The 12730-nt window shown below is 72.4% G+C and carries 8 protein-coding genes; 3 read left to right on the plus strand and 5 right to left on the minus strand.

Going from position 1 to position 12730, the window contains the following annotated elements:
* Nucleotides 1-51: 51 nt before the first annotated feature.
* The 3 genes from EST54_RS17200 to EST54_RS17210 all read left to right on the plus strand — a co-directional run bounded on the left by EST54_RS17200 (nt 52) and on the right by EST54_RS17210 (nt 2766).
* A complete protein-coding gene (locus EST54_RS17200) occupies nt 52-1089 on the plus strand; it encodes an aldo/keto reductase (protein ID WP_129248517.1) in 1038 nt (345 codons plus the stop codon).
* Nucleotides 1090-1315: 226 nt separating this feature from the next.
* Entirely contained in the window at nt 1316-2491 is a 1176-nt protein-coding gene (locus EST54_RS17205; protein WP_129248518.1) for a PQQ-dependent sugar dehydrogenase, read from the plus strand.
* A gap of 86 nt (nt 2492-2577) precedes the next feature.
* Complete coding sequence (locus EST54_RS17210) at nt 2578-2766, plus strand: DUF6191 domain-containing protein (RefSeq protein WP_129248519.1); 189 nt, start codon at nt 2578-2580, stop codon at nt 2764-2766.
* An 85-nt stretch (nt 2767-2851) separates the two neighbouring features.
* On the opposite strand, the gene EST54_RS17215 is transcribed toward EST54_RS17210, so the two are convergent.
* The 5 genes from EST54_RS17215 to EST54_RS17235 all read right to left on the minus strand — a co-directional run bounded on the left by EST54_RS17215 (nt 2852) and on the right by EST54_RS17235 (nt 12443).
* On the minus strand, nt 2852-5941 hold the full coding sequence (locus EST54_RS17215) for a helix-turn-helix transcriptional regulator (protein ID WP_129248529.1): 3090 nt from the start codon (nt 5939-5941) through the stop codon (nt 2852-2854).
* Nucleotides 5942-6080: 139 nt separating this feature from the next.
* Entirely contained in the window at nt 6081-6266 is a 186-nt protein-coding gene (locus EST54_RS17220) for a hypothetical protein (protein ID WP_129248520.1), read from the minus strand.
* A gap of 227 nt (nt 6267-6493) precedes the next feature.
* A complete protein-coding gene (locus EST54_RS17225) occupies nt 6494-9193 on the minus strand; it encodes a type 1 periplasmic-binding domain-containing protein (RefSeq protein WP_129248521.1) in 2700 nt (899 codons plus the stop codon).
* 206 nt (nt 9194-9399) lie between these two features.
* The gene (locus tag EST54_RS17230) at nt 9400-10062 is read right to left on the minus strand and encodes a hypothetical protein (protein WP_129248522.1); all 663 of its coding nucleotides are present in this window, start codon (nt 10060-10062) and stop codon (nt 9400-9402) included.
* Nucleotides 10063-10178: 116 nt separating this feature from the next.
* Nucleotides 10179-12443 (minus strand): MMPL family transporter, encoded by a 2265-nt coding sequence (locus tag EST54_RS17235; RefSeq protein WP_129248523.1) that lies wholly within the window; start codon nt 12441-12443, stop codon nt 10179-10181.
* Nucleotides 12444-12730: the final 287 nt, after the last annotated feature.

The raw sequence follows: 12730 nt of genomic DNA on the forward strand, positions 1-12730 counted from the left end.
TTAGTTTGGTCTGGCCCTTGACCGGGGGCGAGGGGATGGAGGCACAACCAGGTGGAGCGCAGGACAATCGGTGCGGCGGCCCTCGAAGTGGGCGCCATCGGACTCGGCTGTATGCCGATGAGCTGGGGGTACACCGAGTCGCAGCGCAGCTTGGACAGCTCGCTGCGGGCCGTGCACACCGCGCTGGACCGGGGGTGCAGCCTGCTCGACACCGCCGACATGTACGGCCCGTTCACCAATGAGCTGCTGGTGGGGCGGGTGCTCAAGGAGCGGCGGGCGGAGGCGTTCGTCTCGACCAAGTGCGGTCTGCTGGTGGGGGAAGCGCACATCGTCGCCAACGGGCGGCCCGGCTACGTCCGGCGGGCCTGCGACGCCTCGCTGCGGCGGCTGCAGACCGACCGTATCGACCTCTACCAGCTGCACCGGGCCGATCCCGAGGTGCCCATCGAGGAGACCTGGGGGGCGATGGCGGAGCTGGTGGCGGCCGGGAAGGTGCGGTCGCTGGGGCTGTGTGCGGTGGGCGCACGGGCGGTACGGCCGGCCCGCGCGGCCCGTACGGAGCGGCGGCCGGCCGGCGGCGGGCCGCGGCGCTCCCACATGCACGACGGCACGCTGGCCCAACTGGAGCGCATCCAGCAGGTGTTCCCCGTCAGCAGCGTGCAGGCCGAGCTGTCGGTGTGGTCGCCGGAGGCGCTGGAGGCGCTGCTGCCGTGGTGCGAGTCGCGGGGTGTGGGCTTCCTGGCGGCGATGCCGCTGGGCAACGGCTATCTGACCGGCACCCTCACCCCGGGGCAGGGGTTCGAGCCGGAGGACATAAGGGCCCGTCACCCGCGCTTCACCGCCGAGATGATGGCCGCGAACCAGCCGGTGGTGGCAGGGCTGCGCCGGGTCGGCGCGCGGCACGGTGCGACGCCGGGGCAGGTGGCGCTGGCGTGGGTGCTGGCGCAGGGGCGGCATGTCGTCCCGGTTCCGGGCACGAAGAAGGAGCGCTGGGCCGCGCAGAACGCCAAGGCCGCGGCACTGACGCTCACCCGCGAGGATCTGGCGGAGATCGCCGTACTGCCGCCGGCGCGCGGGTCCTGGTATTAGGGCCTTCAGACCCCGACCCAGCGGACGGCCATGGCAGCCCCGCCGCGCCAAGTCTCGCCCGGCCCACGGCGTTTGCCGGCTGCCCGCCCCGACGCACGCGCTCGTTGCCGGCCCGGCCGCGTCGGATCGCGGCAGGTGGGAGTGGCTCCGGACGGCCTGGGGTGCGGGCGTGGCGCGGTGCGATGTGGTGTTCTTGTCCACGCCCTTGCCGACGAGAGGACCCGCCGTGGAACGCCGCACCCGCACCGCCGTGTTGGCCGCCGCTTCGCTGCTCCTGGCAGCGGGCTGCTCGTCCGGTGGCGCGGCGCCGCACGGCACCGGGACGTCCTCGGCCCCGGCGAAGAGCGGCGCCGCCGGCTCTCCGGGCGCCTCCCCGTCGTCCGCCGCGCCGCCCGCCAAGGGCTCGGTGAAGGTGACCGCCACCCTGGTGACCGGGCTGAAGTCGCCGTGGGGCGTGGCGGTGCTGCCGGGCGGGGATCTGCTGGTCGGCTCCCGTGACACCGGGAAGATCGTCCGGGTCTCGGCGAAGAACGGGAAGATCACCGAGCTGGGGTCGGTACCGGGCGTGGACCCGGGCGGCGAGGGCGGTCTGCTGGGGATCGCGGTGTCCCCGTCGTTCGGCGCGGACCATCAGGTGTACGCGTACTTCACCACCGCCTCCGACAACCGCATCGCCCGCATGGTCTACGACGAGAAGCGCCCGCCGGGCAATCAGCTGGGCGCGCCCGACACGCTCTTCAAGGGCATTCCCAAGGGCGAGATCCACAACGGCGGCCGGATCGCCTTCGGCCCGGACAGGATGCTCTACGCCGGCACCGGCGAGACCGGCGACAAGGGGCTGGCCCAGGACAAGAAGTCCCCGGCCGGCAAGATCCTGCGGATGACGCCGGACGGCGAGCCGGTACACGGCAACCCCGAGGCCGATTCGGTGGTGTACGACTACGGCCACCGCAATGTGCAGGGACTGGCCTGGGACGACGACGACCGGCTGTGGGCCTCGGAGTTCGGACAGGACACCTGGGACGAGCTCAACCTCATCGAGCCGGGCCGGAACTACGGCTGGCCCGAGGCCGAGGGCAAGGCCAAGGGCGCGGCGGCGGGCTCGGGGTTCGTGGACCCGGTCGAGGAGTGGAAGCCCGCGGTTGCCTCACCCAGCGGCATCGCGTACGCCAAGGGCTCGATCTGGATGGCCTCGCTGCGCGGCGAACGGCTGTGGCGGATCCCGCTGAACGGGACCAGGCCGGTGGCCGCCCCGCAGGCCTTTCTCCAGGGCACCTACGGGCGGCTGCGGACGGTGGTGGCAGCGGGCGACGGCACGTTGTGGCTGGTCACCAGCAACACGGACGGACGGGGCACGCCGCACAAGGGCGATGACCGGATCCTCCGCCTCACGGTGAGCTGACACGACTGATCCCCTTTTCGTGCGAGCTGCCTACACTCGGGTACAGGGGGACGGGTGCACGTCACGCCGAAGAGGGGACAGGCACCATGTTCAATGTCGTGGAAGAGCTGTTCGCGCCGGGGCGTAAGCACACCGACGAGGAGCGGCAGAAGATGTCGCTGGTCGTCGATGACGTGGGGAACGCCGACCCCTCGAAGGGCCCGATCGACCTCTCCTCAGGGACGGTGGTCGTCAAGGCGCCGCGACGGCAGCAGGATCCGCCGGACGGGCAGTAGGGGCGCGGTCCGGGGTGGTGGGGAACGGTTGAGGCTGCGGACGGGTGAGGTGGCGTCGTCCCGGCGCGTCGGGTGACGACCGGGCCTACGAGGGCAGGCCCGGCGCCGGTTCGCCGAAGAGGCGCAGGCGGTGGGCCACCGCGCCCGCCTCGCCGCGGCCGGAGACGCCCAGCTTGGCGAGGATGTTGGAGACATGGACGCTGGCGGTCTTCGGGGAGATGAACAGGGCGTCGGCTATCTGGCGGTTGCTGCGCCCGTCGGCGACCAGCCGGAGCACCTCGCGTTCGCGCGGCGTCAGGCCGAGGGACGGAGCGGGGGCGGCGGGCTCCTCGGCCCCGCCGCGGCCGGCTCCGGCGCCGTCGGCCGGTATCAGGCCCGGCAGGGGGAGACGGGCCCGCTGGGCGAGGAGTTCGATCTCCTCGCCCAGCGGGCGGGCGCCCATCGTTCCGGCGGCGGTGTGCGCCTGGGCGAGCAGGAGGACGGCGGCCTCGCGCGGGGTGCGGCCCTGTAGCCCGGCGGTGGCCCGCTCGCCGGCGTGCAGCAGTGATTCGGCCCAGCGGTAGCAGGCCCGGGCGAGCTCGTGCGGGCGCTCCAGCGGTTCGAAGGCGGCGACCGCCTCGGCCCAGGCGTCCGGCGTCTCGCGGCCCTCGGCGCGGCGGAGTTCGGCATCCACCGCGAGGCCGTACGCCGCCCAGACCGGCAGGAGCCGGGGCAGCTTCTTGGCGGCCTGCCGGATGCCGGCGAGGACCGCGGCCCGTCCCGCCTCGGCGGCCGGCAGGCCCCGGGCGTCCGACTCCGCGGCGGTCGCCGACCACAACAGCGGCCAGGCATAGCGCTGGGTACCGGGCGGGAAGCCGGCGTCCAGGGCCCGTTCGAAGAGGGACCGGGCGTCGAGGAGGCGGCCCTGGCGGGCGGCGATGCGCAGGGCGTGCCGCGCGAGGGGGATGGTGTGCTGGGGCTGGGGGTCGTGGGTGCCGTAGTGCTCGCGGGTGACGGCGAGTTCGCGTTCGGCCTCGGCGAGGTCGCCGCGGTCCAGGGCGAGGTGGGTGAGGCGGTTGGCGGCCAGCGCGAGCGACCGGGGGCTCTGGGCGAAGCGGCGGGCGTCCGCGGCGGCCCGGCCCGCTTCCTGCCAGCGGCCCAGCGACTGGAGCGATTCGGCGCGGTTGCCCAGCACCCAGCTGGTCCGGTCCTTGAGGCCGTAGCGGGTGACGAGGGCGACGCCCTGCTCGGTGACCTCGACGGCCTCACGGGAGCGGCCGATGCTTTCCAGGACGGACGGGAGGTTGACGTGGCCCCGCCCGATGATGCTGAAGTAGCCGCGGTCGACGGCACGGTCGAGGGCGGAGCGGAGCTCCGCGAGGCCGGCCTCGGCCTCTCCGGCGTCCACCCGCAGGCTCCCCAGGGTCACCCGGGAGTTGAGTTCCGCTTCTTCGTCACCCACGGACAGGGCGAGTTCCACGGCGCGTTCGGCGGTCGCGAAGGTGCCCGGGCCCGGTTCGTGCAGCATCGCCCAGCTGGCGACGTGCGCCATCACGGCGGCGTGTACCGGGGACGGCGGCAGGCCGCGGACCAGCTCCAGTGCGGTGCCCAGGTCCTCCCAGCCGTCGCCGCGGCCGGTGGACTGGCACAGCCGCGAGCGCTGCATCAGGAACCATGCCCTGCGCAGGGGGTCGTCCTCGCCGCGCAGGCACCGCAGGGCGCGCTTGGTGATCGTGAAGGCCCGCTCGGCGTCGCCGGACAGGCGGGCGGCCACCGCGATCTCGGCGAGCAGATCGAGGAAGCGCAGGGCGTCGTCGTCGCAGCCGCAGGCCGGATAGGCCTCGGTGTAGTCGACCGGGCGCACGCCCTGGCGGACCTCGGTGGGCGCGTCGTCCCACAGCTCCAGGGCACGGTCCAGCAGGCGCAGCTGCTCGGCGTAGGCATGGCGGCGGCGGGCCTGGACCGAGGCGGCGAGGACGGCGGGCAGCGCCTTGGCGGCGTCATGGGCCTTGTACCAGTAGCTGGCCAGCCGGGCGGCGCAGACGTCGGCCCGGACCAGCGCGGGGTTGGCCTCCAGGGCCTGGGCGTAGCGGCGGTTGAGGCGGGTGCGCTCACCGGGCAGCAGATCGTCGACGACGGCCTCGCGGGCGAGGGCGTGCCGGAAGCGGTAGCCCTTGCCGTCCTGGGTGGGGACCAGGGTGTTGCTGCCGACGGCGGCCCGCAGCGCCTCGATGAGGTCGTCCTCGGGCATCCGGCAGACGGCGGAGAGGAGTTCGTGTTCGACCGTGGAGCCGCCCTCGGCGGCCGTGCGCACCACTCGCTGGGCGTCCTCGGGGAGCGCCTCGACGCGCACCAGCAGCAGATCGCGCAGCGGGTCGCTCAGGCCGTGCAGCGCGCCGTCGGCGAGGCCGCGGGCCAGCTCCTCGACGAAGAAGGCATTGCCCTCGGAGCGCTTGAAGACCCGGTCGACGGTGTCCTCTTCGGGAGCGCTGCCGTTGATCCCGGCGAGCTGGGAGCGGACCTCGTCGCGGTTGAAACGGGCCAGCTCGATGCGCTGGACCGTGCGCATCCGGTCGATCTCGGCGAGGAAGGGCCGCAGTGGGTGGCGGCGGTGGATGTCGTCGGAGCGGTAGGTCGCCACCAGGAGGACGTTGGCGTCGTGCAGGGCCCGCAGGAGGTAGGCGAGCAGTTCGCGGGTGGAGCGGTCGGCCCAGTGGAGGTCCTCGACGACGAGGACCAGGGTGCGGTGGACGGCGAGCCGCTCCAGGAGGCGGGCGGTCAGCTCGAAGAGGCGGGCGCGGCCGATCTCCTCGTCGTGCGCCTCGGTGGGTGTCTCCCCCAATTCGGGCAGGATGCGGGCGAGTTCGCCCTCCTGGCCGGCGACGGCGGCGGCCAGCTCGTCACGCAGATGCCAGTTGAGGGTGTGCAGGATCGCGGAGAACGGGGCGAAGGGCAGGCCCTCGGAGCCGATTTCGATGCAGCCGCCGAGCGCGACGAGCGCCCCCTGGGCGCGGGCGGACTCGCTGAACTCCTCGATGAGGCGGGTCTTGCCGACCCCGGCCTCCCCGCCGATCAGCACGGCCTGCGGCTCGCCGGACGCCGCGATGCGGGCGAGCGCGCCGCCGAGCGCGGTGAGTTCGGCTGCGCGGCCGACGAACACGGGACTGACGGACCTGGTCTCCACGCTGCCGAGCATCGCACAGGGGTCTGACAGTCCGGCAGCGGATTTCGGCAGCCGGAACGCCCGGCCCGGTGCGCTGAGCACCAGGGACCGGGCGGACGGAGCGCGGGCCGGCGGCGGGGCCGAAGCGGGGGTCGTCATGCGCGGCCCGCGGTCACGCGGCGGCGCGGCGTACCCGCGCCCACCGGCCCCAGGCCCTCACCCGCCCTTCGGGTTCGTCGTCCCCGGAGCGGGCGGCGGCGCGGCGGCCGGCGGTCGCCTCGCGCACCAGGCGCTGCCGGTCGGCCGCGCGGCGCAGTTCTTCGTGACGGACCCGGATCTCCAGCTCGGAGTGGAACATGGTGTCTCCCTGACGACGGTGAGGTGGTGCCTCGACGTTTGTCGATGTGCTCCAGCCTCGTCGCCAAGGGGGGTCCGCCACATCGGGAGAGTTCCCGATCTTCGGGCCCGTGTGATCCTTAGATTCCGGTGGCCACGGACGGTGGGATGCCTAGGCAGGGCGTGGGGGGATGCCTAGGCATGGTGTCCGGAGGCCGTAGGGATTCCGGAGCCCGGCCGTGGTGAAGGTCAGGGAGGACACGGCGGCCCCTGTTTCTCCTTCAGCACCGCCGGGTTGTAGGCCCCGCAGGCCACCACCGCCCGGGGCCCGGCCGCCAACTGTCTGAGGATCACCAGCGTCTTGTTCAGCGGAGGTTCGTTGCTGTCCTCGGAGTACTTGACGGCACCGGTGGCACCGTCGAAATGCACACCGTTGCGCAGTGCCGTCACGACGGTGTCCCGCTTCACGTCGTCGTTCACATGGGCCGCGTCCACCGCCGTGGAGAGCGTATGGAACGCGTCGTAGGCGACCGCGGAGTGTCCGTCCTGCTTCCAGGGGTCCCTTGGGTACTCATGGTTGTAGCGGCCGATGAACTGGTTCGTCTGCACGCTGGCGCGGGAGTCTCCCTCGGGCAGGCGGTGCGCGGAGTAGTACAGCCGGAGCCAGGAATTGTCGTCGTACTCACCGGCCAGGGCCACATTCGTCAGCTCATTGCCGCCCAGCACGGTGAGACCGTTCTCGTTGCAGGTTCCGTTGACGTCCATGGCATTGACGAAGGCGGTGAAGTCCTTGGCCCGCGAGGTCCAGTACACGACGGTGCGCGGGTTCTCCTTCAGGAACTGGCAGACCTGGCCGACCAGCCGGTCCGGCGTGGTCGCCTTCTGGCTGCCCGCGGGCGTTTTTTCGATGGGCTGCGGGTCCTGGGTGAAGTAGATCCTCTGCGCTTCTCCCTTGAAGGACTGACGGAACCCTTCGGCGAGGCCCTGGCTGTAGAGATCGCCGGGGGTCTGCACGATCAGCGCCTTCTCTGCGGGGACGCATTTCGCGGACCGCGACGTCGTCTGCGCTGCGTGCTCCACGATGTTGGACTGCCCGGCGAAGTCGGCCGCGATCTTCGACTCCCGGCTGTTCACCGGGGTGAAGGGCCAGTAGCTGTCGCCTTGCATCTCATCCGCCGTCGCGGTCGTGCCGACCATCGGCATCGTGATCCCGGCCCTGCCCAGCCGTGCCACGGCGGCCTGTGTCTGCTTCGTGCTCTGCCCGAAGCCCAGGGCGCCGACGATCCGCTTGTCGGCGGCGGCCTTGTCCTCCTGGCCGACTTCCTTGATGACCTCATCCGCGACGGCGTCCGCGTTCGTGAAGCCGGGTTCGATCCGCCGCACGTCCACCCGCAGCATGACCCGGGAGTGGTTGGAACGGGCGTCTTTGTTCAGCCAGTCCTGCCACATGGCGATGCCGCGCAATTCGGGGATGGACCCGTCGAAAATGAAGTCGTCTGTGTCCTTCGGCAGGCTCGACTCGAAGAGGACAACGGTGCGCACCGTCCGGCTCTTGGCGTAGTTCTCCGCAACCTGGTTCTGCTTCCTGATCCGTTCCAGCGCCTCGTCGTACCAGTCCCTCGGCTTGACCTCGCTGATCGTGCTCTTCCCCGCACCCGCGAACGGGCGGTCCCCACCGACGCAACGGGGGTCCCGCGTCGATTCCCAGAGCGTCGGGGCCGTCGCCCCGCCCACCAGGGCCGCAGCCAGCACCGCCAGTTCCACTGCGGTCACCGCGCGCCAGCCCATCCGGAACTTCCGCGGCTGCACCGGGGGAATCTGCAGTCCCGGCCGTCCGAAGGGCTCGTCCTCCAGCGGCACGATGAGCGGCCGCGGGTTGCTGGAGTGGAGCAAGGTGCTGGCCCGGCGGAGGTTGGTGCGTTCGGCGCCCAGGTCCGTCTGCAGGGCTGCGGAGGGCCTGCCCACCGCGATCACGAGCGGGCCCGGCCCGTCGAGGCCGGCTTGCAGCGTGTGGAACGAGCGCAGGAAGCGCTCGGCCGCATCAGCTCCCGGGGCACCCTCCGGCGGAATCTCCACCAGCAGGACGGGGCGTGACACCCGGCGGCGGCGCTTGGGCAGGAAGCGCCCCACGGCGGGCTTGTGCAGATCCTCCAGCAGGGCGCGCAGCAAAAGGAGTTCGAGGGCGGCGAGCCCCTCCTTGTGCCGGGGGTGGCTGGGTTCCAGATGCAGCCGGGGGGCCTGCCGGGCCCCTACCTGGTCGAGGAGCTCGAACACCGGCGCCCCGCCGGCGGTCGCATTGAGATGGCGGCCGAGCCAGCCGCTCCGCTTGGATCTGACGAGCCGTCGGTTCTGCCGCCGCGCCCAGGCCCAACGGGGCAGCGTCCGGGTCAGCGAGTGCCATACGAGCCCCACGAAGAAGCCGCGTACACCGCCGATCGGTGCGGTGTCCGTGCCGCCCAGGTGCCACAGGAAGCCGGGCAGCCCGCCCCGTTCGGCCCGCTGACGGTAGACGTGGTCACGTAACTTCCGTGCCCCGAGGCCGCTGCTGCCCGGCCCGCTTTCCTGTATGTGGGCGACGACGTCCGCCATCAGCCAGAAGTTGGGGAACCGGTCCGGTGCCGAGTTCCGGGGCACGTCGAAGTCGAGCCCGGCTCCCGCCTGCAGGCTCAGGAGAGGCACGTCCTCCTCGGCGTGCAGCACGACATGGGGGACCCGCTTGTGCTCGGGGCCCAGGGCCCAGCGCAGCGCCTCCAGCACCCGGCGGGTGCGGGCGTCCGGGCCGGCCGATGGCGGGCTCAGGACGAGCAGCGGCGGCTTGTTCTCCAGGAGGTCCCGCCGGGCGGGGTTCACGGCGGTGCGGTACTCGCGGATGAAGTAGTCGGCACCGGCATCGTCGGGGAAGGACGGTGGTTCGATGGAAGGGTTCGCGGATCTCACCTCGATGGTCAACCAGTCGCCTACGCAGGGTAGTTGTTCATGTTAGATCGGTGAGTGTGCGGGCCACAATCGACTTGGGAATGTCCGCCGTATCCACCGCGTCCACCTCGTCCATCGCGCCCGCCGCGCCCGCCGCGTCCACCCCATCCCGGAACGACAAAGACCCACCGGCTGGACCGGTGGGTCTTTCGCGGGCGGCTCGTCGCGGGCACGGCTCCTTACGGCGCCGCCGGGCCACCGCCGCCTCCGGCGCCCTTCGGGACGACGGGCATGCTCGCGAACAGGTCGAGGTACATGCCCGCGGAGATCAGGATCCCCAGGACGCCGAGCGCCAGCCCGCCCCAGGCCACGGCCCGCACCCAGGTGGCGCGCCGGCCGGTGAGCACCACTACGGCGGCGATCACGGCGAGCAGCGCGAAGACGCCGTTGACCAGCGCGGTCGTGTGCCACGGGGTGCCGTAGACGGCGGCGATCTGGTCCCTGGTCTTGCCGGTCTGGAGGCCGATCTGACCCATCAGGGTCTGCCGCTCGGCCATCAGCGTGCCCAGCCAGGTGCCGGTCACGGAGGCGAGGCCGAGCCCCGCGGCGACCACGGCACCGGCACCGGCGGCGACCCCGCCGACGGTCCGTGCGGGAGTGCCCGCCCCGTCCGCGCTGTCCTCGGCCGCATCGGCATCGCGCTCGCTCGCCTCGTCCTGCTCGGCGAGGGCGGCGTTGTCATCGGCCTGTTCGTCCGCCTTGGCGGCGGCCTTGCCGGCCGCCTCCGCCTCGGTGGTCTCCGGGATCGCAGCAGTGTCCGTCGCCGCGTCGCTCTCCGTGGCGGTCTGTGCCGGCACGGTCGTCTCGTCGGTTCGCTTTTCGGTCGTCCTGGTCGTTCCCATGGGCGCGACCGTAGGTGCCGTGTCTGAGAGTCGGATGAGAACGGCTCCGGCGGGCGGCCGAGGGGCGGCGACGCGCCGTCCGGGCCGGCCGCTCCGGGGCGGCCGGCACCCCTGGTTCAGGCCTCCACCAGCGGCTTCTCGCCGTCCCGCGGGCCGGGCGGCGCCGTGGCACCGGCCCCCGGCTGCTCCGGCGGCGGCTCGATGCTGATCCGGGGCAGCCACCGGCCGAGCCAGGACGGCAGCCACCAGTTGGCGCCGCCCAGCATGTGCATCAAGGCGGGCACCAGGAGCGTACGGAGCACGAAGGCGTCCAGGGCGACGGCAGAGGCCAGGCCGATGCCGAACATCGCGATGGTCCGGTCGCCGCTGAGGATGAAGGCCGCGAACACCGCGATCATGATGACCGCCGCCGAGTTGATCACCCGGCTGGTCTCCGTGAGGCCGACCCGTACGGCCCGCCGGTTGTCGCCCGTCAGCTGCCACTCCTCGTACATCCGGGAGACCAGGAACACCTGGTAGTCCATGGACAGCCCGAAGAGCACCGACACCATGATGACCGGCAGGAACGGTTCGACGGGCCCGGCGCTGCCCAGCCCCAGCAGCTCGCTGCCCCAGCCCCACTGGAAGACCGCGACGACGATCCCGAAGGACGAGGCGACCGCGGCGATGTTCATCAGCGCGGCCTTCAACGGCACGCCGATGCTGCGGAAGGCGAACAGCAGCAGGACCGAGCCCAGGGCGATGACCATGCCGATGAAGAGCGGCAGCTTGCCGACGATGATCCCGGCGAAGTCGTCGTAACCCGCGGTGATGCCGCCGACCCGCACATCCAGCGTGGTCGCGCGCTCGGCCGCGGGCAGCACCTCGCCACGCAGCCGGGCCACCAGGGCGGAGGTCTGCCGGGACTGCGGCGCGCTGTCCGGTACGACGGTGATCACGCCGGTGCTGCGGCCGCCGTCGAACTCCGGGCCGCTGACCTGGGCGACGCCGGGCACCTCCCGCAGCCGGTGCGGCAGTTTGTCGAAGGCGATCCGGTCCTTGGCGCCGTCCATGGTGCCGACCAGCGTCAGCGGCCCGTTGAATCCGGGCCCGAAGCCGCTCCCCCGTTCCGCGCCCGGCCCGCCGCCCGCGAGCAGGTCGTACGCCTTGCGGGTGGTGGACGTGGCCGGGTTGTTGCCCTGGTCGGAGGTGCCCAGATGGAGGCTGAAGGCCGGCAGTGCCAGAACCAGCATGACGACGGCGGCGGTCAGGCCCAGCAGTTTGGGGTGCCGCTCGACGAAGCCGGACCAGCGGGCGGCGAAGCCGGTGGGCCGCCCGCGACGCGGGCCGTGCTCGGCCAGCTGCCGGCGCTCGCGGCCGCTCAGTGCCCGCATCCCGATCAGCCCGAGCAACGCCGGCAGCAGGGTGACGGAGGCGGCCACGGTCAGCACGACGGTGAGCGAGGCGGCGAGGGCGACGCCGTTGAGGAAGCTCAGCCGCAGGATCAGCATGCCCAGCAGCGCGATGCAGACGGTCGCCCCGGCGAAGACGACCGCGCGCCCGGAGGAGGCGGCGGCACGGGTGGCGGCCTCGTCGACGGACAGGCCCGCCCGCAGACCCTTGCGGTGCCGGGTGACGATGAACAGCGCATAGTCGATGCCGACGCCGAGGCCGATCAGCATCCCGAGCATCGGCGCGAAGTCGGCGACGGTCATCGCGTGGCTGAGCAGCGAGATGCCGGCCGAGGCGGTGCCGACGGCGGCCACCGCGGTGAGGATCGGCAGGAAGGTCGCGGCGAGCGACCCGAAGGCGAGGAAGAGCACCACGGCCGCGGCGCACAGCCCGATGATTTCCGGCAGCTGGGCGCGCGGCGCCTCGGTCAGCGCGATCCCGGCGCCGCCCAGTTCGACCTGGAGGCCGTGGCCGGACGCGCGCTGCGCGGTGTCGACGACCTTGCGGACCTGGGCCGCGTCCAGTTCGTCGGTGGGCCGGTCGAAGACCACCGAGGCATAGGCGGTGTGCCCGTCCTTGCTGATCTGCCGCCCGCCCTGCCCGTGGGAGGCGCCCGCCTGGGACCCGTCGTAGGGGCTGCGCACTTCGGAGACGCCGGGCAGACCGGCGACCTTCTCCAGCGTGTGCGTCATCGTCTTGGTGACCCCGGCGGACCGCACCGTCCCGGAGTCCGTGTGCCACACGATCGTGTCGCTGTCCCCGGAGCTCCCGGGGAACGCCTTGGCCAGGAGGGCGGAGGCCTGGCTGGATTCGGTCCCCGGCACCTCGTAGTTGTTCGAGTACGCGGACCCCGTCACCCCCGCGGCCACGGCGACCCCCGCGAAGGCGGCGAGCCAGAGCAGGAGCACCACGATGCGGCGCCTGAGACACCAGCGAGCCAGAGCGGTCACGGACCTCGTCTGCTTCCCGGGTCGTGCGTCGATATCTCCCGAGGACGGGTGGTGCCGAGCGCGGATGAACAGTGGACGGTGAAAACGGCGACAACAGCAGATGCCGAAAACCGCGAAAGGGGGCGGCGGGCTGCCGCATGCCCTCCGGGGCGCGGCCGTCCCACCTGTTCAGAGCAGGGTCGCAGCCCGAAAAGATCCTTAGACCGCTTTGTGGACTTCCCCACACAGAAAGGTGAAGAGGCAACCGATTCCCCCGCGCCCCGGAGTCGGGCGCCCGCTCCCCGCCC

This window comes from Streptomyces sioyaensis (assembly GCF_004122735.1).
Taxonomy (GTDB): Bacteria; Actinomycetota; Actinomycetes; order Streptomycetales; family Streptomycetaceae; genus Streptomyces; species Streptomyces sioyaensis.